General features: G+C 51.3%; 21 protein-coding genes. 9 read left to right on the forward strand and 12 right to left on the reverse strand.

Going from position 1 to position 23,466, the window contains the following annotated elements; all coding sequences use genetic code 11:
* The first annotated feature begins 36 nt into the window (after nt 1-36).
* Nucleotides 37-687 carry a dethiobiotin synthase gene (gene bioD / locus FH871_RS28545; protein WP_138994834.1) on the forward strand — a complete coding sequence of 217 codons (651 nt, stop codon included), beginning with the start codon at nt 37-39 and terminating at the stop codon, nt 685-687.
* Nucleotides 668-2,005: an adenosylmethionine--8-amino-7-oxononanoate transaminase gene (bioA, locus tag FH871_RS28550; RefSeq protein WP_138994835.1), complete on the forward strand. Its 1,338-nt coding sequence runs from the start codon at nt 668-670 to the stop codon at nt 2,003-2,005. Before bioD ends, bioA begins: the two co-directional genes overlap by 20 nt.
* Before the next feature lies 1 nt (nt 2,006).
* Here bioA and FH871_RS28555 read toward each other — a convergent pair whose 3' ends face one another.
* Complete coding sequence (locus FH871_RS28555) at nt 2,007-2,732, reverse strand: MIP/aquaporin family protein (RefSeq protein WP_138994836.1); 726 nt, start codon at nt 2,730-2,732, stop codon at nt 2,007-2,009.
* 198 nt (nt 2,733-2,930) lie between these two features.
* Here FH871_RS28555 and purB point away from each other — a divergent pair, with 198 nt between their 5' ends.
* The gene (gene purB, locus FH871_RS28560) at nt 2,931-4,271 is read left to right on the forward strand and encodes an adenylosuccinate lyase (RefSeq protein ID WP_138994837.1); all 1,341 of its coding nucleotides are present in this window, start codon (nt 2,931-2,933) and stop codon (nt 4,269-4,271) included.
* 76 nt (nt 4,272-4,347) lie between these two features.
* Here the strand turns inward: purB and proC are convergent, their stop codons facing one another.
* The 3 genes from proC to gatB form a co-directional block, all read right to left on the reverse strand.
* Nucleotides 4,348-5,151: a pyrroline-5-carboxylate reductase gene (gene proC, locus FH871_RS28565; RefSeq protein WP_138994838.1), complete on the reverse strand. Its 804-nt coding sequence runs from the start codon at nt 5,149-5,151 to the stop codon at nt 4,348-4,350.
* An 89-nt stretch (nt 5,152-5,240) separates the two neighbouring features.
* On the reverse strand, nt 5,241-6,389 hold the full coding sequence (locus tag FH871_RS28570) for a TlpA disulfide reductase family protein (RefSeq protein ID WP_138994839.1): 1,149 nt from the start codon (nt 6,387-6,389) through the stop codon (nt 5,241-5,243).
* A 12-nt stretch (nt 6,390-6,401) separates the two neighbouring features.
* Nucleotides 6,402-7,901: an Asp-tRNA(Asn)/Glu-tRNA(Gln) amidotransferase subunit GatB gene (gene gatB / locus FH871_RS28575; protein WP_138994840.1), complete on the reverse strand. Its 1,500-nt coding sequence runs from the start codon at nt 7,899-7,901 to the stop codon at nt 6,402-6,404.
* A gap of 366 nt (nt 7,902-8,267) precedes the next feature.
* On the opposite strand from gatB, the gene FH871_RS28580 reads away from it, so the two are divergent.
* Nucleotides 8,268-8,693, forward strand: a complete 426-nt coding sequence (locus tag FH871_RS28580; RefSeq protein WP_138994841.1) for a hypothetical protein — start codon at nt 8,268-8,270, stop codon at nt 8,691-8,693.
* A gap of 48 nt (nt 8,694-8,741) precedes the next feature.
* On the opposite strand, the gene FH871_RS28585 is transcribed toward FH871_RS28580, so the two are convergent.
* From FH871_RS28585 to FH871_RS28595, 3 genes are all read right to left on the reverse strand, one after another.
* Nucleotides 8,742-9,578 (reverse strand): phytoene/squalene synthase family protein, encoded by an 837-nt coding sequence (locus FH871_RS28585; protein ID WP_138994842.1) that lies wholly within the window; start codon nt 9,576-9,578, stop codon nt 8,742-8,744.
* Between the two features lie 70 nt (nt 9,579-9,648).
* Nucleotides 9,649-11,130: an NAD(P)/FAD-dependent oxidoreductase gene (locus FH871_RS28590; protein ID WP_138994843.1), complete on the reverse strand. Its 1,482-nt coding sequence runs from the start codon at nt 11,128-11,130 to the stop codon at nt 9,649-9,651.
* Nucleotides 11,131-11,390: 260 nt separating this feature from the next.
* Nucleotides 11,391-11,903: an RNA polymerase sigma factor gene (locus FH871_RS28595; RefSeq protein WP_114407740.1), complete on the reverse strand. Its 513-nt coding sequence runs from the start codon at nt 11,901-11,903 to the stop codon at nt 11,391-11,393.
* Between the two features lie 444 nt (nt 11,904-12,347).
* Here FH871_RS28595 and FH871_RS28600 point away from each other — a divergent pair, with 444 nt between their 5' ends.
* Nucleotides 12,348-14,624 (forward strand): TonB-dependent receptor, encoded by a 2,277-nt coding sequence (locus FH871_RS28600; protein WP_229317676.1) that lies wholly within the window; start codon nt 12,348-12,350, stop codon nt 14,622-14,624.
* On the opposite strand, the gene FH871_RS28605 is transcribed toward FH871_RS28600, so the two are convergent.
* Together FH871_RS28605 and FH871_RS28610 are read right to left on the reverse strand one after the other, a co-directional pair.
* Nucleotides 14,621-15,451 carry an SDR family NAD(P)-dependent oxidoreductase gene (locus tag FH871_RS28605; RefSeq protein ID WP_138994844.1) on the reverse strand — a complete coding sequence of 277 codons (831 nt, stop codon included), beginning with the start codon at nt 15,449-15,451 and terminating at the stop codon, nt 14,621-14,623. The genes FH871_RS28600 and FH871_RS28605 overlap by 4 nt on opposite strands.
* Entirely contained in the window at nt 15,448-16,875 is a 1,428-nt protein-coding gene (locus FH871_RS28610; protein WP_138994845.1) for a serine hydrolase, read from the reverse strand. Before FH871_RS28610 ends, FH871_RS28605 begins: the two co-directional genes overlap by 4 nt.
* Nucleotides 16,876-17,168: 293 nt before the next feature.
* Between FH871_RS28610 and FH871_RS28615 the strand changes: the two genes are divergently transcribed.
* From FH871_RS28615 to sugE, 3 genes are all read left to right on the forward strand, one after another.
* A complete protein-coding gene (locus FH871_RS28615) occupies nt 17,169-17,915 on the forward strand; it encodes a hypothetical protein (protein ID WP_138994846.1) in 747 nt (248 codons plus the stop codon).
* Between the two features lie 106 nt (nt 17,916-18,021).
* Nucleotides 18,022-18,804 carry a hypothetical protein gene (locus FH871_RS28620; RefSeq protein ID WP_138994847.1) on the forward strand — a complete coding sequence of 261 codons (783 nt, stop codon included), beginning with the start codon at nt 18,022-18,024 and terminating at the stop codon, nt 18,802-18,804.
* Between the two features lie 184 nt (nt 18,805-18,988).
* Nucleotides 18,989-19,309 (forward strand): quaternary ammonium compound efflux SMR transporter SugE, encoded by a 321-nt coding sequence (sugE, locus tag FH871_RS28625; RefSeq protein ID WP_138994848.1) that lies wholly within the window; start codon nt 18,989-18,991, stop codon nt 19,307-19,309.
* An 87-nt stretch (nt 19,310-19,396) separates the two neighbouring features.
* Here sugE and FH871_RS28630 read toward each other — a convergent pair whose 3' ends face one another.
* Nucleotides 19,397-21,028 (reverse strand): amidohydrolase family protein, encoded by a 1,632-nt coding sequence (locus tag FH871_RS28630; protein ID WP_138994849.1) that lies wholly within the window; start codon nt 21,026-21,028, stop codon nt 19,397-19,399.
* A 266-nt stretch (nt 21,029-21,294) separates the two neighbouring features.
* Between FH871_RS28630 and FH871_RS28635 the strand changes: the two genes are divergently transcribed.
* Entirely contained in the window at nt 21,295-22,071 is a 777-nt protein-coding gene (locus FH871_RS28635; protein ID WP_138994850.1) for a hypothetical protein, read from the forward strand.
* 13 nt (nt 22,072-22,084) lie between these two features.
* Here FH871_RS28635 and FH871_RS28640 read toward each other — a convergent pair whose 3' ends face one another.
* Both FH871_RS28640 and FH871_RS28645 read right to left on the reverse strand, forming a co-directional pair.
* Nucleotides 22,085-22,675, reverse strand: a complete 591-nt coding sequence (locus FH871_RS28640; RefSeq protein ID WP_138994851.1) for a chemotaxis protein CheB — start codon at nt 22,673-22,675, stop codon at nt 22,085-22,087.
* A complete protein-coding gene (locus tag FH871_RS28645; protein WP_138994852.1) occupies nt 22,657-23,466 on the reverse strand; it encodes a protein-glutamate O-methyltransferase CheR in 810 nt (269 codons plus the stop codon). Before FH871_RS28645 ends, FH871_RS28640 begins: the two co-directional genes overlap by 19 nt.

The following is a 23,466-nucleotide window of genomic DNA, read 5'->3' on the forward strand; positions in this document are numbered from 1 at the left end:
TGTTCCTATCTCAAACCTGTTAACAAAAAGCTTTGAATGCGTAACCCTTTACAACTGATCGTGGCCGGTATTGGCACTGAAATCGGCAAAACCGTGGTGTCGGCCATTGTCGTGGAAGCGTTGCAGGCTGATTACTGGAAACCGGTACAATCCGGCGCGCTCGAAGATTCGGATCGCGAAACCGTCCGGCGGCTGATTTCGAATCCTGTTAGCCAGTTTCATCCGGAAACCTACCGGCTGCGGGAACCCCTGTCACCCCACGCGGCTGCGGCTATTGACGGAATTGACATTTCGTTGGCAGCCTTTGAATTACCTCAAACCACCAATCATCTGGTCGTTGAACTGGCGGGCGGTTTGATGGTGCCGCTGAATGACCAGGATTTGATAATCGATCTGGTGAAACAATTGAATCTGCCGGTTTTGCTGGTTTCAAAACATTACCTGGGCAGCATCAATCATACCCTCCTGTCGGTGGAAGCGTTGCAAAACCGGCAGATTCCCATTTTAGGAATCGTTTTTAACGGCCCCGAAACCCCGGCAACAGAAGATTTTATTTTGAACTACACAGGCTTGACAAGTTTTGGGCGGCTTGAGTGGGAAACGGAGGTTACGAATGGGTTTGTCAGTCGGTATGCGATTGCCTTGCAGAAAAAATTGAAAGAATACGATGGAGGTCTATACGAATGAAGATAGGAATCTGCAAGGTCTTGAAGACCTGACAGGTTTAAAGGATTTAGCCGAACGCGACAAGGCCGTCATCTGGCATCCGTTTACGCAAATGCAAACCGCTCCGTTGCCGATTCCCATTGTTCGCGGCCAAGGCACGCTGTTGTTTGCGGAAGACGGAACGACGTACATCGATGCGGTTTCGTCCTGGTGGGTCAACACGCACGGACACAGTCATCCCTACATTGCGGAGAAAGTAGCGAAACAGCTTCACACACTCGAACACGTCATCTTTGCCGGTTTTACGCACCAACCGGCCGTTGAACTGGCCGAGCGGTTGTTACCCATTTTACCAAAGAACCAGAAAAAGGTTTTTTTTTCCGACAATGGCTCGACGGCGGTGGAAGTGGCGCTCAAAATGGCGTTTCAATACTGGCACAACGTGGGAAAACCGCGTCGGAAGGTCATTGCGCTCCAAGACGCGTACCACGGCGACACCTTCGGCGCGATGGCCGTCAGCGGGCGAAGTGCCTTTACCGCTCCCTATGTACCGTTTTTATTCGATGTTGAATACATTCCTACGCCCGTTCCGGGACAGGAGCAGGCGGCTTTGGATCAATTACAAGCGTTGCTGAGCGACGATGTGGCGGCTTTTATCTTCGAACCACTGATTCAGGGCGCAGGCGGTATGGTAATGTACAAACCAGAAATTCTGGGTCAACTCATCGGAATGGCCCGCAGCCACGGCGCGCTCATTATTGCCGATGAAGTGATGACCGGTTTTAGCCGAACGGGGAAATTATTTGCTTCGCATCACCTCAGCCACCAACCCGACCTCATGAGTTTGTCGAAAGGACTGACCGGCGGGACGATGGCACTGGGCGTAACGACCTGTACGAACGCAATTTACGACGCCTTCAAGTCCGAAGACAAGCACAAAACGCTTTTCCACGGCCACTCGTTTACGGCCAATCCGCTGGCCTGTACGGCGGCCCTCGCCAGCCTCGACCTCCTGCTTTCCGACGAAACCCAGGCATCCATTCAGCGAATCAGCCAGCGACATGCGGTTTTTGCGGCACAACTCAGCCAAAAACCGGGGGTCAAAAACGTTCGGCAACAGGGAACGATCCTGGCGTTCGATCTGGATAACGAAGGGCAAACCAGCTCGTATTTCAGCAATATCCGCGATGTGGCCTATCATTTTCTGCTCGAACAGGGCGTTTTGATGCGGCCCTTGGGGAATGTGCTGTACATTCTGCCGCCCTATTGCATTACCGATGAGGAGTTGACAACGGTTTATTCGGCCATTGATAAATTGCTGCAGCACATCAGAGCCTGACTTATAACGCGTACCACCGAATCAGCAAACCGCCCAGAATAGCTCCCACAATCGGCCCCACAATGGGCACCCAGGCATACCCCCAGTCCGACGAGCCTTTTCCCGGAATGGGCAAGAGGGTGTGCGCGATACGGGGTCCCAGGTCGCGGGCGGGATTGATGGCGTAACCCGTGGTGCCGCCCAGCGAAAGGCCAATGCTCCAGACCAGTACGCCCACTAAATACGGACCTAAACCAATGGCGATGGTGCCGAGGGCTTTGGCGGAAATCCCGGCAATGCCAATGATGAGCGCCAGCGTGCCGATGGTTTCACTGATGACATTCCCCAAAGGATGGCGGATGGCCGGATCGGTGGAAAAAACCGCCAGCTTGGCTCCGGGATCGGGCGTGGCCGCCCAATGGGGTAAATACTGAAGCCAAACCAGCACCGCACCTAAAAACGCGCCGATGAGTTGCGCCGGGATATACGTCGCCATTTTGCTGAAATCACCGGTGGCCACGGCGAAAGCCACGGTAACGGCCGGATTCAGGTGCCCGTCGATGCTGCCGAATGCCTTGGCAACAAACACGCCCATCGTGACGGCAAAAGCCCAACCGGTGGTGATGACAATCCAGCCGGATGATTCGCCCTTGGTTTTCTTCAGTACGACATTGGCAACCACACCGTCGCCCAACAAAATTAAGATCATGGTTCCAACCAATTCACCAAGGAAGGGAGAAAGCTGCATACAAATAAGGATGGGTTTAGGGGTAAGGCAAAAAGCCTTATTAAGTCAATAAAATATTCGTTCTGTCATAAAGCCGCCAATATACAGGAATTTTATATTGAAATATGCACTTCCTGACTATTCAATTTATACAGTAATTATACAATTATTGCGTAATCTGAAGGGGCTTCCGTTAACTTTGCGTTTTCTTTTTTACCTATGCAACTTTCCGCGCTTACCGCAGTATCACCCCTCGATGGCCGTTACCGCCGTCAAATTGAATCGCTGGCTCCTTATTTTTCTGAATGGGGGCTCATTCGCTACCGCATTCGGATTGAGATCGAATACTTTATTGAACTCTGCGAACTGCCCCTGCCCCAGTTGAAGGACATCGATCATGCGGTTTTTCCAAAATTACGGGCGTTGTACGAGAACTTTTCGGAAGCGGATGCGCTGCGGGTAAAGGAAATTGAACGCGAAACCAACCACGACGTCAAAGCCGTCGAGTATTTCATCAAGGAAAAGCTCGCCAATCTGAATATTTCCGACCACCTGGAGTTTATTCACTTTGGCCTTACGTCGCAGGATATCAACAACACCGCCACGCCCCTCCTCCTGAGCGATGCGCTGGCAACTGAAATCGAGCCGCAATACCGGGAAGTTTTCATGAAGTTGCAGGAACTGGCCCAGAAGTGGAAAGGCATTCCGATGCTGGCCCGCACCCACGGTCAACCGGCCTCACCGACCCGGCTGGGCAAAGAACTGCTGGTTTTTTGTGAGCGGATTGAGAAGCAGCTTTTCATGCTGTCGGCCATTCCGGTATCCGCCAAATTCGGGGGAGCCACCGGCAATTTCAATGCGCACTGTGTCGCCTACCCGGACATCGACTGGAAATCGTTCGGCGACGATTTTGTGGAAAAACTGGGGCTGGAGCGCAGTCAGCACACGACCCAAATCGAGCATTACGACATGCTGGCGGCTACGCTCGACGCCTTCAAGCGACTAAATACGATTCTGATCGATCTGAATCGCGATATGTGGGCGTACATTTCGATGAATTACTTCAAACAGCAGATCAAAGCGGGGGAAGTAGGCTCGTCGGCGATGCCGCACAAAGTCAATCCGATCGATTTTGAAAATTCGGAAGGAAATCTGGGGATTGCCAATGCGGTTTTTGAACACCTCTCGGCCAAATTGCCGATTTCCCGCCTGCAACGCGACCTGACGGACTCGACGGTTTTGCGGAATCTCGGCGTTCCGTTCGCCCATTCGCTGATTGCCTTGAAATCGTTGTTGAAAGGGTTGGGAAAACTGCAACTGAACGAAGCCGCCATTCACGCCGATCTGGAAGAGAACTGGGCCGTAGTGGCCGAAGGCATCCAAACCATTCTCCGGCGCGAGGGCTATCCCAAACCGTATGAAGCCCTGAAGGACTTAACCCGCACGAATGAGAAAATCACGGCGGACACCATCGCCCGGTTTATCGACGGACTGAATGTGGCGGAAAATGTAAAAGTGGAATTACGGGCGATTACGCCGTATACGTATACCGGGATTTAACCCTGACAGCGGCCAGCGGCCCTGTCAGCGGTTAAAGTTAGTCTGATTCAACCGCTGACAGGGCCGCTGGCCGCTGTCAGGGTTTGCTCAATTCCGTGGCCCGGAACTGGGCGGCTTTGATGCCCGCGATCAGCGTATCCGACAAACCGCCTTCTTCAAACCGTTTCAGAGCGGCTTCCGTTGTGCCGCCTTTAGAGGCAACGGCTTTGATCAACTCGTCCAGGGATTTGTCTGCGGTATTAATTAAATGGAAAGCGCCAAGCATCGTTTGTTTTACCAATAGCGAAGCCACCGAATCATCGAAGCCCATTTGCTTCCCGGCTTCAATCATGGATTTTACGAGGTAGTAAAAATACGCCGGGCCGCTGCCACTCAGGGCCGTAACGGCGTCCAGCAAGGCTTCATCTTCCAGGAAAATGGACCGGCCCGTGGCATTGATCAGGTTTTCGACTTTCCGCAGATTGCTCAGATCCACTTCTTTGGCCGCCGTAAAACCGGTAATACCCATGCCCAGCATCGCGGGCGTGTTGGGCATGGCGCGAATCACCAGCCGGTGGTTCAGTTTCTCCTGAATGGTCGCAATCGGAATGCCCGCCATAATCGACAGCACAACCTGCCGGGACCGGATGGTTTCCCGAAGTGCTTCCTGCAAACTATTGAAATCCTGAGGCTTAACGGACAAAATAATCAGATCGACCTCTGAAACCCGGGAGCTGATGGTATCGACCACCACGCCGGCCTTCTCCGCTTTCAAGGCTTCGGAACGTTCTGCGCTTTTTTCGACGAGCAGCAAATCTTCTTTTTTTACCAGATCATACTGCAAAAAAGACTTGGCAAAAGCCATGCCCATGTTGCCGCAACCGACAATCGCAATCTTCATAGATTAATGAGTTTACGGTTTTCGGTTTAGAGTTTTCGCCGGGCCACCGAAACGTCGGCCCGGCGAAAACTCTAAACCGAAAACCGTCATTATTTGTCCAGAATACTTCCCAGCTTTTGCACCAATGCTTCGCCCCGCAGGTTTTTGGCGATGATTTTTCCTTCTTTATCCAGCAGATAGGTGGTGGGAATGACCTGAACCGAATACTGCTGAGCCACCGCCGAACTGCCATTTTTCTTGCCCAGAACGTTGGTCCAGACCATACCGTCGGCTTCAATGGCTTTCAGCCAGGCATTTTTGTTGTCGTCGAGCGAAATGCTGTAAATCTCAAAGCCCTTCTCCTTGTATTTATTGTACATCCGAACCACATTCGGGTTTTCCTGACGACAGGGGCCGCACCAGGACGCCCAGAAATCGATGAGCACATACTTCCCGCGCAACGAGGACAGACTTACTACCTGACCCTTTGTATCTTCCAGGGTGATGTCCGGTGCCATCGCTCCTTCCACCACGGCGACCTGCGTGGCCTGAGTGGCCATTTCGCTTTTGGCCATCGTTACGAAGTTGATGAAAGCCTTGGCCTGTTTGCCGGTCAGATTGGCTTTCTGCATCTGGTCTGCCAGGGCTTCATAGAGGGGGAAATGCTCTTTCGGATCCAGGTATTTGAGCGCAATCATGGCCACACTGGAGATTCCCATTTGCGGAATCAGCGCTTTGATGGTGTCGATGACCTGCTTGTTGGTTGCCATCACTTCCCGGTCAATCGCTTCGCCTTTTTTGAGGTCATTTTTTTCAGCAGCCGCAGCCGCCTGCTTCTGCCACTCTTTGGATTTTTTCAGCATCATGGCGTCGATGGCCACAATTTTGGGATAAAACTCCATGTTGACCGAGCCTTTTACCCGAAGCTTGTCTTTGTCTTTCAAATCGGCCGTCACGGTCAGGTTTTCTCCTCCTTCCACCAGCAAGCTCGTGAATTGCTCATTGGCCAGGTTCAGCTTGTAAAAACTCCCGCCGTTCGTTTCGTTGCCTTTCAGCGAAAAGCTCCCGCTGGGGTCGATCTGGGTGGAGTCAATCCGCTTCGACACTTTCTCATTCGTTTCCAAATAGGCTTTGCTGCCCGGTTTGGCATTTTGAACGGTACCTTTTACGGTAAATTCTTTCCCGGCAGTCTGGGCAAAAGCCGCCAGTGGCAGGGCTAAACCCACTAAAACGACGAATCCGATCCGATTTTTTTTCATTTTACCTGTACGTTATAACGGAGAAGACAACGATTTTTGAAGCAATTCATTGGTCAGTTTGGGGTCCGCGCTGCCTTTCGATTTTTTCATCACCTCGCCCACAAACAAGCCCAGCAACCCTTTTTTACCCTTTTTGTATTCTTTTACTTTATCGGGCCAGGCTGCCAGCACCTCATCTACCAACGCTTGCAACGTATCGGTATTGCTGTTTTGCACCAAATTCTGCTCCTGCGCCACCTGCTCCGGCGATTTCTCCGGGTGTTCAATCAGAGCCGGGAAAATCCGCTGGCTGGCGGTCGAGAAACTGACTTTTCCCGAATCGACTAAGGTAATCAGTTCCGCCAGTTTTTCGGCTGAAAGCGGAAACTGGCCATCCCGCAGCGATTTTTCGGACAACTGGGCTTTCACCGGCCCCATAATCCAGTTGGAAACCGCCTTGTAATTCGTCGTTAACTGACTGACGGCTTCAAAATAATCTGCCAGTTCTTTCACGTCGGCCAACAGAGCCGCATCATATTCCGGCAAACCGTAGTGATTCAGTAACTTATCATGCCGTTCTTTCGGCAAAGCAGGCATGTTGGCGCGGATTTCAGCCAGCCATTCGTCCGATACCAGAACCGGACTCAGATCCGGGTCCGGAAAATACCGGTAATCGTTCATGGTTTCTTTCATCCGCATGCCGTGGGTCAGGCCGGTCGTGGCGTCGAACATGCGGGTTTCCTGAACGATGGTGCCGCCGGTTTCGATCGTTTCCACCTGCCGCCGTAACTCGGACTCAATGGCCCGCTGGACGTTTCGGATGGAGTTCATATTTTTGATCTCGACTTTCGTACCGAACTCCTCTTCACCCCACAAACGCACCGAAACGTTGACATCGCAGCGCAGCGAGCCCTCTTCCATGTTGCCGTCGCAAATGTCCAGATAACGCACGAGCCGCCGGACTTCCGTCAGGTACGCAGCCGCTTCTTCCGCACTGCGAATCACGGGGTCAGTTACCATTTCGATCAGGGGCGTCCCGGCGCGGTTATAATCCAGGACGGTATGCCAGTCACCGTCGTGAATCGATTTTCCCGCATCTTCCTCCAAATGAATGTGATGCAGAAAAACCGTCTTTTCAACCGGCTGCCCATCGGCATCTTTGAATTTTACCGGAACGCCCCCCCCCACGCAAATCGGCGTTTTATCCTGCGATAGCTGGTAGCCTTTCGGCAGGTCGGGATAGAAGTAGTTTTTCCGGGCAAAAAGATTGTAGGACGTTATCGCCGACTGACAGGCCAACCCCATTCGAACCGCCAGTTCGACGGCTTTGCGGTTGAGTTTGGGCAGGGTGCCCGGATGCCCCAGCGTGATGACGCTGATGTTGGTATTGGGTTCGCTGCCGAACTGATTGGAATCGGCGGCAAAGATTTTCGTTGCCGTCAGGAGCTGGCAGTGAACTTCCAGACCAATCACCAGCTCGTAATTGGCCAGCACCGCAGCGGATACCGTCTTTTCAGCCGTTTCAGAAACCATGAAGCTATGTTGTGGTAAGATTTATGGTTTTCAGTTTACAGTTTACGGTTTACGGTGGCTGACGCGTCCTAATCGTGCGTCAGCCACCGTAAACCGTAAACCGAATACCGTAAACCGTTACTCTGCAAAGATACGGTTAAAATCTCATTTCACTATTCAGGGGACTACTTGTAAAAAACCGCTTTTTGTTGAACAATTTTGATACAAACGATCATTATAAAAACAACTTTTTCAATCCCGATTTGACGGTAAAACAGTGTATACAAATAAGTTATAAATTTATTATCGAAATATTGTGACTGTAACATGAGCAATCTTCCAATTATTGAATTGCACTTTGTCCATTTATCAAAACATAATACAACCATGAAAAGGAAAATTTACAAGCACATGAATCTAAAAAAAGCCCTGCTGATGCTGGCCTTGGCGGGCGGTTTTTCCCTGTATTCGGCGCAGGCCCAAACGCTGGAAGATCTGTCCCGGACGGCAAAGGAGGATCCGGTCTTGCAGTTGGCGTTTCGGGAAGTGAGTAATCTGAAGTTCCGGATTGAAGTTACCCAGCCGTTCCAGCTTCTTCACGATGCTGTCAGCGTGTTTATTCTCAGTAACGACCGGCAAATTTTGTATGCCAACACGTACTCCCACCACGCGCTGAGAATCACGACGTTCGACCTTTCTACTTTGCAGGATGGGACGTATGGCTTTGAAGTGCGCTCGGGCAGCAAACGGGTGACGAAATTGTTTGATATCAAAACCAAATCAAAACGGGTGGTTTTGGCCCGGAATAACTAGTAGTTGGGGCAGTAAAAAACGGCTCGATGCCCTGCATCGGGCCGTTTTTTACTGCCCGCTCCACCGAAACCGCACGTAGGTCTGGGCCAGCAGCGCGATTTTCTTCATGTCCGGCACCCGAATGCGCTCCTCCTGAATCCGGGAAGCGGGTATCTGCTTGATTTTGTTGAACAGGGTCTGGTAGTAGGTATACGCCAGGTGAACGCCCATCCGAGCCCCGCGCGGGAGGTTCAGAATGCCAGCGTAGGCTTCGTCGAAATCCTGCTGAATGTCCTTCTCAATGAGCCGTTTGGCATCTTTCGTAAACTCGCTGAAATTGACGCCCGGAAAATAGACCCGTCCCCGGTCGATGTAATCGTCTTTCAGATCGCGCAGAAAATTGACCTTCTGAAAAGCCGCCCCCAGCTTGCGGGCGGGTTCTTTCAATCGGTCGAACATCGCCAGGTCACCTTCGCAGAACACCCGCAAACACATCAACCCCACCACTTCGGCCGAACCATAAATGTATTCCTGGTAGCTGTTGTCGGTGTACTTGTTAACATACAAATCCATTTCCATGCTTTTCAGAAAGGCATCGATCAGCTCCCGTTCAATACGATATTCCCTAACAACCCACTGAAACGAGTGTAGAATGGGATTCAGGCTGATGCCGTCGGCAATGGCTTCGTAGGTATCTTTCTTGAATTTTTCCAGTAAATACTTTTGGTCGTAGTTGTAAAACGTGTCCACAATTTCGTCGGCATACCGGACAAAACCATAAACGGCATAAATCGGAAAGTGGAATTTACGGTCCAGGGTTTTAATTCCCAACGTGAATGAGGTGCTGTAATGTTCGGTGATCAGCTTGCTGCACTCTAACGCGGTTCGGTTGAATAACTCGATCATAAGGGTTCGTTGGTGGGCTGTACCTCTTCAAACAGACGCAGGAACAGCTAGTCGTTCGTATATTTTTTTGTCAAGCTCGTTGCCCAAATTCTTTGTTGACCTCATCCGCCACCACCAATCCGGAAATTAGCGAGGGCGGGACGCCCGGCCCCGGAACGGTCAATTGGCCCGTGTAAAACAGGTTATGAACGCGTTTACTCTTCAATCCCGGCTTCAGAATAGCCGTCTGCCTCAGCGTGTTCGCCAATCCGTAGGCATTGCCCCGGAAGGCATTGTAGTCGGCGATGAAATTGCTGTGGGCATAGCTGCGTTTGAAAACGACGTGATCCCGAATGGTTTCACCCACATACGCTTCCAGCCGATCCATCACCAGGTTGTAATAATATTCCCGCGTTTCTTCGGGGTCGTTCAGGTCCGGGGCCACCGGAATCAGGATGAACAGATTTTCCATGCCCGCCGGTGCCACACCCGGGTCGGTTTTCGACGGGGCCGAAACATAAAACAGCGGTTTCGTGGGCCACTGCGGTTTTTCGTAAATTTCGTGGGCGTGTAGCCCGAAATCTTCATCGAAAAACAGATTGTGGTGCTTCAAACGCGGCACCCGCCGGTCAACGCCCAGGTAAAACAGCAACGACGATGGGGCCATCACCCGGCTTTTCCAGTACCGGTCATCGTAATTTCGGTAGTCGGGCGTCAGCAATTTGCTGTCCACATGCTCATAATCAGCCCCGGCCACCACCACATCGGCCTCAAAAGTTCCCTGGTACGTTTCGACTTTGTTGGCAATACCATTTGTTACACCAATTTGTTTAACCGGATGGTTCAATAAAATCTTCACGCCCTTCTCCTCAGCCAGTTTCACCATCGCTTTCACGATTTCGTGCATGCCACCCATCGGATACCAGGTTCCCATCGAAATTTCGGCATAGTTCATCAGGCTATACATCGCGGGCGTGTTAGCCGGCGTTGCGCCCAGAAACAAAATCGGAAACTCCATCAACTGCAAAAGCCGCTCATTCGTGAAATATTTACGAATATGGCTCGAAAACGATTGAAACACGTCCAGCCGCATCACATCCTGCAACAACTTCAGGCTCATGAATTCCGACACCCGCCGGCTCGGTTTCCAGACAAACTGATTGATCCCGACATCATATTTATAAGCCGCCTGCTCCAGAAATTCGAGCAACCGCCGACTCGCACCCGGTTCCATCTGTTCAAAAACCGCCTGAATGTTTTCGACACCCGCGGGCAGATCGACGGCATCATTGGCCCCAAAGACGACCGTATACGACGGATCGAGTCGCACGAGCTTGTAATAATCCGACGGTTTTTTACCAAAACGACCAAAATAGGTTTCAAACACGTCGGGCATCCAATACCAGCTCGGCCCCATGTCGAACACAAACCCGTCTTGCTCAAACAGGCGGGCACGACCACCCGCCTGGCTGTTTTTTTCCAGAATCGTAACTTCAAACCCCTTATCGGCCAGACTCGTAGCCGCCGACAAACCGGCAAAACCGGCTCCTATAACAATGACGTGTTTTGACATGTGTAAAAGTTTAGCCCCTATGTACCCATAGCCAGGCGGGGGTAATAAACGCAAAAAAGACGGATTGAAAAATCCGTCTCTCGCTCTAACCAAAAAAGTTAGACGGAAACCATCTAACTTTTCGGAACCTTCCTCTTTTTTAACCAAAAACTACTCAATCAAATGCTTTTTGAGAATCAAGAAGTTAGACAAGAGAATAAAGACTTCTTTACTAACTTCCGAATGGTCCTTTCTCTCTTGTCTATCCTCTTCTTTCTCGTTTACGCCTGATAAGCGTAAACTTTTAATTTATCTTTCAGCTCTTTACGAGCGATGTGAATGCGGTTTTTAACGGTTCCAATGGGAATATCCAGACGGGCTGCAATTTCGTGGTATTTAAAACCCCGGAAATGCATCATAAACGGTGTCCGGTACGTATCATCCAGTGCATTGACGGCCCGGTTGATGTCGTCCTGTGCAAAAGACGAATACGCGGTATTGTCCGTGCTACTTTCCATCGAATTGATGTAGTGCAGATTGTCCGTCGTGTCGATGAACGTATTCTTCCGCACCATTCTTTGGTAGTTAGTGATGAAGGTATTTTTCATGATGGTATACAACCACGCTTTCAGGTTTGTACCATCCGTATATTTATCGCGGTTCGTAAAAGCCTTTAATAAAGTGTCCTGCAATAAGTCGTTTGCATCTTCAACATCCTTCGTCAAACGCAGAGCAAATGGCTTCAGCGACTTTGAAACTTTGCCGATGTTGTAGGTAAATTCAAGTGCTGTCATGATCTATAAGTCGTTTTTTGTTGAATCAATTCTGTATATCCAGTAGACAACAATGTAACCAAATCTTACTTTTTTTTGATTGGCCAGCACTCTACTGATTTAACTAATTGATAAACAGTATTTTACATATACCGAAACGAGCAAGCGGGTAACCATGCCAAACGATGTCAAAGAACAACCTGTAGAAAAAATACCACAGTGTGTGGAATCGCGCACCACACTTTGTTTAATCTTTCCCAAAAATAGTTAAACAAAACTTACAAACAAGGTTTTTGCCCACTTTCTCCGCATTTCATTTGACGCAGCAACCGTGGAAATAACCAGTCTGCATATTGCAACGCAGTTGCAAAAAATGTAATTTTGTAACTTGCCAGAATTTGTAACTATCTGAAAGTGAATCGAAACCAGTATATATACTTTCGCCTAACACTCACGTTTCTGTGGGTGTGCATTTTACGCCCCACTTTCGCACAGGATACCTGCGATTGTTTTATCAAAGGTGTTGTACTCGACCGCGAAAGCCGCCAGCCTATTCCGGGGGCGGCCGTTTTTATTAAAGAATTGCAAAAAGGAACCGTTACCGATGCCAGCGGACATTACCGGATCGAACCCTTGTGCCAGGGAACCTATACGCTGGTCAGCCGCATTTTGGGCTACCAGGAAGTCACCCAATCGGTTGTGCTGGTCCACACCTCGGAGCAAAATGTGTTGCTGACGGAAGACGATATTCACTTGCAGGATGTGAACGTCACCGCACAGCGCGCCAACGCCCTCACCAGCCAGACCATCTCGCAACTGGAAGGCAAGGCTCTCGACCAGACCCGCGGTCAGTCGCTGGGCGAAGCCCTCCGCACCATAACGGGCGTAACTACCCTCCAAACCGGTTCGTCGATTACCAAGCCCGTCATCCACGGCATGCACAGCAACCGCGTTCTGATTCTGAACAACGGCATCCGGCAGGAGGGGCAGCAGTGGGGGTCGGAACACGCGCCGGAAATCGATCCGTTTGTGGCCAATCGCCTGACCGTGATCAAGGGCGCTGCGGGTGTTCGGTTTGGTTCCGATGCCATCGGGGGTGTTATTCTGGTCGAACCGGCTCCTTTGCCCACTGTCAAAACCATTCACGGCGAACTGAATCTGGTGGGTTTTACCAACGGGCGACAAGGCGTCGCATCGTTGCAAACCGAGGGCGGTTTTGGAAAAGGCTTCGGCTGGCGGGTGCAGGGGACGCTGAAACGGGGTGGCAACGTTCGCACCCCGAATTACTTTCTGGATAATACCGGCATTTCGGAGCAAAACTTCTCCGGGTCGCTGGGATACCGCTCCACCCGGTTTCGGTCTGAACTGTATTACAGCCGGTTTTTCACCAAACTGGGTATCTTTTCCGGTTCACACATCGGAAGCCTGACCGACCTACAGACGGTTCTGAACAACGGCGAACCACTGATCAAATCCGGCTTCAGCTACGCCATCCGCCGACCGAATCAGCAGATTGCGCATGATTTACTGAAATGGCGAACTGCCTGGAAACCGGCTTCCGGCGGTGAACTGAGCCTGACGCTGGCCCGGCAGTTCGACGACCGAATGGAATATGACCTCCACCGCCCCAGGAACGATTCCCTGGCGGCTTTGAACCGTCCTGAACTCCGTTTCCGGCTCACGACCTACACCGGCGATCTCGTTTTTGAACACAAGCCCATCGCCAACAAACTGACGGGAAGCCTGGGCGTCAGCGGTTTTTACCAGTACAACATCATGAACGGGCGGCCGCTGATTCCGAACTTCCGGACTTACAACGCCGGGCTTTTCTGGATCGAAAAACTGAGAGTCAACCGCTGGGAGTACGAAGCCGGACTGCGCTACGATTACCGGCACATGCAGGTGTTCCGGTATGAAAGACAGGTGCTGGAAAAACCGTTATTCGTGTTTCAGAATTTTTCGGGAACGTTGGGCGCGACGTATTCACTGTCCGACCAGTGGACCACCCGTTTCAACGCCGGAACCTCCTGGCGCGCGCCGAACGTCAGCGAATTGTTCAGCGACGGGGTTCACCACGGCGCAGCCGCTTACGAACTGGGCGACCGTACACTCCGGCCGGAGGTGGCTTACAACCTGAATCTGAGTACGGAATACACCGGCAAAAAAGTACAGGCGGAGGTCGGTTTTTTCTACAATACCATTCGGAATTATATGTATCTGAAACCGCAGGCCGAACCCATTCTGACCATTCGGGGGGCGTTTCCATCCTTTAAATATACCCAAACCGACGCGCTTTATGCCGGGCTGGACGCCAGCGTTCAGGCGGTTTTGTTGCCTAAACTGAGCGGAACTTCCAAGTTGTCGTTGCTGTATGTGCAGGATTTGGTGCTCGATCAACCGATTGTGATGACACCGCCCAACCGCTGGGAAAACGGGCTGCGGTATGATGCGGGCAAGTGGAACAAATTGCAGGATGTTTTTGTGGGCGTCGGAAATCTGTGGGTAGCGCGGCAAAACCGCGTTCCAATCAACAGTGATTTCCTGCCTCCGCCCCCCGCCTATTCGCTCTGGAACCTGACCGCCGGTTTTGCGCTCCCGGTGTCGGCCCACCACCAGGTTGATGTGGGCTTCACCGTGTCGAATCTGTTCAATACCGTGTACCGCGATTACCTGAACCGGTTTCGGTATTACGCCGATGATCCGGGCCGGAATGCGTCGGTGCGGCTGAAGTGGAAGTTTTAAGGGGCGTAATAAAACGCCAGCGGATCAGGATATTGAAAAGAATACCCTATTCTCTTGATCAACTTTTCCGGGCTGATGATTTTAAACGGTTCTGGTTCCGACGGTTCTGCAAAGGTCGGGGTTTCGTAGCCAAAATCGTCGCAGTTTTTCCGATATACCGCTTCGCGCGTTGGGTGTTCGGGCGATACGACGCTGAAAGTTTGACCCGGCTGCGGATTATTTACCAACGCGCGGATAACGCCGATTCCATCGTCACGGTGAATGTAATTGACGGGAACCGAACCCGTGGTCAGGTCTTTTTTCCCGGCCACGTAGCGACCCGGAATGCGGTTGTAACCCAGCAACCCGCCAAATCGCAAAACCGTTGAGTTGCCCAATCCCAAAATGAGTTGCTCGGCATCGACAAAAGCCGGAGCTGCAGCTTGATCGGGCGTTACAACGTCCTCCTCAACCACTTCACGGTTCAGATCCGGGTAGACGGAGGTCGAACTTACATAGATTGTATACGGTATTTTCGCTCCCGACTGGCGCAAGGCATTAACCACCGCCTGAATCTGCTGCGGATGAAACCCATCACCCAGTTTGCCGGCTTTGGGTGGAATGTTGATAATCAGCACATCGGCTTCCAGAAAATCAGCCAGATCGTCGCCCGCCGGTTCCGGATTGAAATGTAATTCGTAGGGTTTGATCCCCACTTTCCAGAAACCCGGCAGTTTATCTTTGGACGTCGTACTGCCTTTCACGATGTAGCCCTCATTCAGAAACGACTCGGCCAGTGGAAAACCCAGCCAGCCACAACCTAAAATACTAATGGTTTCAACGCTCATTTGGTGTTTTGTTCAGCCAGGTTGAGAAATCCGGCGGTTAGTTCTTCGATGGGTATCTGGCTGTTGGTCAGCAGAATCACGGCGGTTTGGCGCGACGGATTGAAGGCGACGTACGTCACAAAACCGCCCGTTCCGCCCTGGTGCCAGAACCAGGGGCGGGGCGTTTCGGTTCGCCGGTGCCAACCCAAACCGAGGGTGGTCGCGCCGTTTACAAAGGTCGTTTCCTGTGTTTGTTTCATCGCTTCCGTGATCTTTTTGGGGCCTTTTCCCAACTCTGCTTTTACAAATTGAAACAAGTCGTTAACCGACGAGCGAATGCCGCCCGCCCCCACCAGCGCCTGAAACTCCCAGGATGAGACCGGGTTTCCTTTTCCATCATAACCCTGTGCGAAAACTTTTTTATCGTTCTCACTCAAGGTAATCACGGTACGCGCCATGCCCAGCGGTTTGGCAATCCGCTCCTGAATCAACGCTTCATACGATTTCTTGTTCACCGTTTCCAGAATCGTGCCCAGCAGCCCGACGGCCAGATTGGAATAGTCATATTCTTTGCCCGGCTGACGCAACAAGACAGCAGTTTTGAGATACGTATACAGCAATTTCTGGTCGTAATGTTTGTAGGGATTGGTCACATCCGTCGCCGTCGAAAACAAATTGGACGGGAGCCGGGGCAAACCGGAGGTGTGGTTGGACAAGGTTTGGAGCGTCACCGGAACCCCATCTTTCTGCAAAGCCGGAATCGAATCGGGGAGGTATTTACTGACGGGATCGTTCAATTTGACCAGCCCGCGCTGAACGGCATCAGCCAGAAGCGTCGCTGTGAACGTCTTGCTGATCGACCCAATTTCAAAAAGCGTGTTGGCATCCGGAATACGCCCGTTGCCTTTGGCGGTTTCGCCATAGCCGTAGGTAAACAGGCTGTCGTTGCGCAGAATGCCAAGGCTCAGGCCGACGGTATTCTGCTTTTTGATGTACGCCTGGGCCACCGCATCGACCTGTTTATCAAAAGCCGTCCGCAACGGATTGCTGGTTAAAACCGGCGCGGTTTTGTCGGCCACATCGGCTTCATAAGGCTTGAAAAGGAAAGTATAAATTTTACCGGCTTTATCCCGGCTGATGTAGAAGTCGATCAGGCCGTTGTCGAAAACCGCTTTGTACCGCGCAACGCCGTCTTTCACACTTCTTCGCTCCGCAGATTGCCACCGGCCCAATTGCGCTTTCAACCCCTGCGAAATCTGGGTGAACTGGGCGGCCGAAATCTGGGTGTGAAAAGCTTCCCCCATCAGGGCATACAGCGAGTCGGGTTGCTGGGCATTCAAATACCGTTTGGAACGCTCCGTGAGCGAGTCGAGGGGGGCGGTTTCGGGCGTTTGGGCCACTGCCGACCAGGTAACCAAAAAGAGAAGAAAGATACCGTATTTCATAGAAAGAGGACGTGGAATTGCCAAAAATAGCGCATCCGCGCGATAACGCTGGGAATGAATTCGTTGAATAAAACCCAATAGTAGCCAAAATACTATTTTAAAGACATTCAGGATACATTTTTAATCAATACAATTAGCTATGTAAAATCAAATAAACGGAATAATCATCTTTATTTTTAGAAAACTATTTGCTTTTTACCGCCTAAAAGCTATATTCACAAACAAATCTATCTTAATAACCTATTACACCAATCTTTATAAGTTTATAAACCCACCGTAACTATTTATTAATTATGGAAGAGGAAGTGGCGCTAATACCGGGCATTTACAATTATTGCGATTCGTGGTGTGAACGTTGCCCGTTTACGAAACGGTGTCAGAATTTTGCGTTACAATATCCCGACGGACTGAAGCAGCCGAACATGGACGCGGAAACGCTGGTGAAACGGCTCATGGAAACGCTGGAACTAACCAAATCCTACGTTGACAAGGCCCGTCAGCAGCGGCTTTTGCCCGAACACCGGGCCGTTGAACAGGAAACGAAAGCCGTTACATTTCAAACGGAAGGATCGGTTCGGAATCCGCTGACGGCCTTGTGTGACGAGTACCTGCGCCAAACGGCCGAATGGCTAAAACAGGAAAAAGATCTGCTCGAACAGGCCGGTCACCAACAAGCCTTTGAAACGAATCTGGGCTTGCGGACGGAGGTCGAAGCAACGGCGCTGCTGAAAACGCTGAAAGATGCCTGGGAAACCCTCAAATGGTACCGGACGCTGATTCCGGTCAAAGTGGTCTCGGCTTTACAAATCAACAACGGGATGACGCCGGATGCGGTTCTGAGGGCCTATTTCAACGGAAAAGCGAAACTGGTGCTGGTCAGCATCGACTATTCGCTGAAGGCCTGGCATACCCTGCTGGAAAATTATCCCGAAAAAACCGATGATGTGCTGGACATGCTGATTCTGCTGGATCGCATCCGGCGGCAAATGGAAACCGCCTTCCCGGAAGCGCGGCATTTCCGGCGACCGGGGCTGGATTAACCGGTTGATCATTCCTGCTTTACAACCCGCCGAATGTCGCACTTGTACAATACCGGCAGCGGGCAGACTGCTACTTTTGAATCGTTCCATCAACTTCTGTACAACGATGAAAAAGCTGGTATTTCTGTTCTTCCTGGGTATTTTGAGTGCTTTCATAGCCGACGATCCGGTTAGCAAACTCAATGGTGCGTACCGCCAGACAACGTATAAATTCGGAAAAATGGCCGAATGGCGCACCCGCGACTCGGTCACGGTGGTTAAGGTTTTTAAAGATGGTTACTGGTTTTCGGGCTGGTATGATGACAAACGGCGCGGAGGCAAGGCGTTCGATGGCGTCGGCGGAGGTACGTATGAGTTGAAAGACGGTAAATATCTGGAGAAAATCGCCTACTACTCCTGGGATTCAACCGCCGTGGGTAGCGTGCTGGCGATGGATTATCAGGTTGATTCAAAGGTGTTTAAACAAACCGGTTTCCTGAACTCTGAGCAATATAAAAACTACGAAGTCAGTGAAATCGACGAGCGAATCACGCCCAAAGAATCCCTGAAAAATAACGGGCTGGAAGGCGTTTGGCTCATGCAGGAAGGCACCTGGGGCAAAACCCGGCTGGGTGAAGGCCCCTACAAAGGCATTCAGGTGGTAAAAATCTTTAGTTATCCGCTGGTCGTGTATGCCTATTATAATCCCAGAACCGGTCAGTTTAATGGGGCAGGCGCCGGAACGTACCAGTATGATGGGAAGGTTTTGACCGAAACCAATGAATTTTTCTCCTGGGATGTGAGCCAGAAAGGCGTGAAAAACGAATTTAAGGTGACGAAACAAGGCGATACCTACCAGCAGGAAGGCTGGAAAGGAACACTGCGGGAAGTATTCGCCAGGGCGAAATAAAACGATGCCGGGTGCGCCCAAACGCCTTTATGATGATTGCAGGGAAGTATCCCCACCCCACTCTGGTTAAAAAGCATTACCTTTGTGGTGTCTTTTAAGGGGTACTTTTAAGATAGAGAGGACGACCTCACCATCGTGGGAAACGGATTCGGGACGGCCCGGTTTATAAACAAAGGTCTAAAAGATGTCCTGGATTTATTTAGTTTTCGCTGGGCTGTTGGAGGTCGTTTGGGCTTACTCCATGAAACAGTCGGACGGTTTTACCCGCCTTACGCCATCCATTCTTACCATCGTTGCCATGATTGCCAGTTTTGGTTTGTTGGCCTTGGCGATGCGAACGTTACCATTGGGAACGGCCTATACCATCTGGACAGGCATTGGAGCCGTTGGTGCATTCATTCTTGGAATAGCCTTTCTGGATGAACAGGTGAGCGTTACGCGCATCGTAGCCGCAGGGTTGATTGTGGCCGGACTCGTTCTGATGAAACTATCTTCGGGCCACTAAGAATTAAAAACCAGCCAGATACCAAGCGACCGCCCTGGTTCTGGCTGGACATAAAATTCAAATGGAGACACGACCCCAATTGCCGACTCACTCCTGCGGTTTTCCGCCCGACAGTTTGCCGGCTTTTGGAGCCACACCGGGCTGCGTGATTTCGAAGTTTTCTTTCAGTTTGGCGTCGGCAACGATCTTCTTCACATCAGCCAGCAGTTGCTTGGCGTCGTAGACAATGCCGTCCTTTACCGTGTATTTCACCCCACCAACCCGCGTCACTTCATTTTTGTCGTTCAGGTGAATGGCACCGGTGCCGTACAGAACCTTCAGGTTGGCCAGTGGGTTTTCTTCGGTAATTACAAAATCAGCCAGCTTGCCGACTTCCACGGAACCAATCTGATCGGCCATCCCGAGTGCTTCGGCGCCTTTCAGCGTGGCCGCCCGGATCACTTCGAGCGGGTGAAAACCGGCTTCGCGCAACAGTTCCAGTTCGCGGATGTAGGCAAAACCGTAGAGCTGGTAAATGAACCCGGAATCGGAACCTGCCGTGACGCGGCCACCCCGGTTTTTGTATTCGTTTATAAACGCCATCCAGAGCTGGTAGTTGCGTTTCCAGGTTACTTCCTGCTCCGTTCCCCAGTTGTGCCAGTAAGAACCGTGCGAAATCCGGCTGGGGCCGTAAAACCGCCAGAGAGCCGGGAGCGTATACTCGTCGTGCCACTCGGCCCGACGGGCCAGCATCAATTCGCGGTTGGCTTCATAAATGTTGAACGTTGGGTCGATGGTGAAATCGAGGGCAATCAGTTCGTCCATCACCTTGTTCCATTTTTCAGTTCCGGGTTTGGCAGCTTGCTGCCAGAGCTTGCCAGCTTCTTCGAAGCGGTTTTGCTCGTTGTTGTAATTGTAATCCGCCGGATAGGTCTGGATGGTCTTGTCTTCAAACAGCGCTTCGGGCAACCCATACCAGTGTTCCATCGACGTCAGACCGGCTTTGGCCGTCGCCAGCGCGTTCATCCGGGCCACTTCCAGCTGGGCGTGGTGGCAGGCCGAGCGCAGGCCCAGTTTTTTGTTTTCTTCCAGAGCCGCCTTGAATACTTCCGGTTCGGCCCCAAAAAATTTGATGCCATCGGCTCCTTTTTTAGCGTTCTCGCGCACCCAGGCGCGGGCCTGTTCCGGCGTCGAAATGATTTCTTTGGCTCCCAGGCCAAACGAGGTATAGGCTTTGATACGCGGGGCCGTAATTTCGTTGCGTTCGCTTTTCCCCCGGTGGTCGAGCACCCAGTCGAGGCCGTTGCCCGCCGACGGGTCGCGAATGGTGGTGATGCCGTGACCCAGCCACAGCTTGAAAACGTATTCGGAGGGCGTTCCCTGCGCCTTGCCGCCAATGTGGCCGTGCATATCGACAAAACCGGGCATCAGGTACATGCCTTCGCAATTCAGTTCTTTATCACCGGCACCAGCCTGCGGACGTCGGGCCGCGTCGATCGGAACACCGGGATAGCCGACCTGCCGGATCTGGGTGATACGGTTTTTCTCCACCACAATGTCGACCGGACCCATTGGGGGCGCACCGGTGCTGTTGATGAGCGTAACGCCCCGGATGATGAGTCGTTTGTGAGGGCCATCGCCTTCGTTGCGGGCGGGTGCATTGGTGACCTGGGCCTGTAGGCGGGAAAGGGAAACGAGGACGACGACGAACGTGAACAGTCGGGTAAAAAGGCGGTTCATACCGTAAGGATGGGGTTGATGAATCAGCAGAGTAAGCAAGATACAGAGTTTGTTGGTACATTTGATTTTCGGAAACACGGTTTTCGCCGTCAACCGGAAAAAGCTGTGTTTCAGATAAATATTGAAAGATAAAGTACAAATTATTCCGGATCAGGTACCCCAAAGGCAAACAACTCACCGTAGGCGACGTTTTACAAAAAACCATTTTCCGATCCTTCACCGGCCCGCCGATTTGGCCCCGGAAATCGGATGACTGTTAAGCTCTTATGAAAAATTTTCTTTTTAGCTGCCTGTTGCTCCTCACACTCGCAGCCTGCTCGTCCGACAACAGCAAGGAAGCGGACCCCACCACGGCGAAAGCCGAACCGCTTTATACGCTGATTTTCCTCGACAAGTCCGTCAGCGTGAATGCCAACAAAGCCTTTGTTTCCCAGAAATACCAGGGCGCGGTCAACGAGATTATCGAGCAAAATATCCGCAACAAGGGCGATAAACTCGACGTCTATTTCATCCACGAAAACACGTCGAAAGCCCGCGCCTTGTCGGTGACCGCCCGCTCCGAAATGGAAGACATCAGCAGTGCCAACGCCACCGACCGCGAAGCCGCCCAAACCAGCTTCGATTTGTCGCTGGGCCGCGAAAAAGCCGCCATCCGTCAGCGCGTTTTGCAGCAACTGGCCGCACCGAACGCGTCGTCGTCGAACAAGGAAACCGACATCTGGGCCAGCTTGCCCGTAATTGCCAAAGCCAACGAGAGCGGTGCCACCGTCAAAGTGTATTACCTCAGTGACATGGTCGAGAGCGTATACAGTGCCGGTCGCCGGAATTTTCACAAAACGCCCCCCAAAGACAATGCGCAGGCAGATAGCTGGGCCAAAGCCGATGCCGAACAATTGAAACGCTACACGATTGGCAGTCCGGAAGTGTCGATGATTCTGCCGTTTGCGCCGAATGCGTCGGTGAAAGAAAATAATCCGGCCGTGACACAGTATTGGCAAACGTTGTTTCAGGAATTGGGAGCGGGCAATGTGGAAGAACAATAAAACCGTTTTTTGCTTAGTTAGGCCGGTTGAGCGAATTGATGAAAACCGCCATTTCATCGACGTCCAACACCCGGTCGATGGGGGCATTCAGGATGGCATGCTGGGGCATAAAAGCGGCCTGAGCGGTTTCCGGTTTCTGGGCAATGAGGAACCCTCCCCTCGTTTTAATGAGATTCAAACCGGCGGTTCCATCGGCGTTGGCGCCTGAGAGCAGAATTCCAACCAGCGAAGAACCATAGACATCGGCGGCCGATTCAAACGTCACGTCCAGCGAGGGACGGCTATAGTTTACCTTCTCGGAATCATCGAGCGAAAACACTTCGTCTTTTTCAATCAAAAGATGATAATCCGCCGGTGCCAGGTAGATAGCCCCGGTAATTACCGGATCTTTGTCTTCGACTTCGTGAAGCGGAATCATCGTTTTGGAGGACAATAGATCGGCCAGCGACGAATCTGTCGAATTTTTGCGATGCAGGACAATCATCAGGGCCACTGGCAAGGGTGAAGATAAAGCCGGCAGTAATTTTAATAATACTTCGATGCTGCCGGCCGAACCGCCGATAACGACGGCTTTAAAAGAGGTGGTCAGCCTATTTTCCGCCATATTTTTTCTTTATTCAACTGCCGGTATTTTGCTTTAATTGATGAGAAATTCAACGTTTCTTTCGAACCTAACGCCAGATAACCCAGCGTTCCGATGCTTTCGTCGAACAGGTTTAAGGTTCGCTCCTGCAACTGTTTGTCAAAGTAGATCAATACGTTGCGACACAGAATAAGATCGAACTCATTGAAAGACCGGTCGGAGACTAAATTGTGCGTCGAAAAGATCATTTTCTCGGCTAATGATTCATCAAATTTAACCTGCCCGTATTGCGCCGTATAATACGCCGAAAAGTCATTTTGCCCCCCCGACTCGATGTAATTTTCCGAGTACTGTTTCATTTGAACCAACGGAAAAACCCCTCGGCGTGCTTTTTCAAGAACCTGCGGGTTTAAATCCGTCGCATACAGCAGGGATTTGTGGAGCAAATTGGCTTCTTTCAATACAATCGCCATCGAAAACACTTCTTCTCCGGTCGAACAACCCGCATGCCAGATCCGGATGAACGGTTTGGCCGCCAGGGTCGGTATGATTTCCGTTCGCAATGCTTTATAAAACAGCGGGTCCCGGAACATTTCGGTAACCGTTACCGTCAATCCTTCGATCACCCGTTTCAGGTAACCCGGATCGGACTTCAGGCGGTATCGAAACTCGGCAAAGCTGGGGAATTTATCCAACAGAAATAACCGGCTAATCCGGCGTTTCAACGATGCCCGCGCGTAGTTGGTGAAGTCATAACCGTATACTTCAAACAGATCATTCAACACCAGATCAATGTCAGCCTCCTCAATCAT

This window comes from Larkinella sp. C7, from assembly GCF_006149005.1.
Lineage (GTDB): Bacteria > Bacteroidota > Bacteroidia > Cytophagales > Spirosomataceae > Larkinella.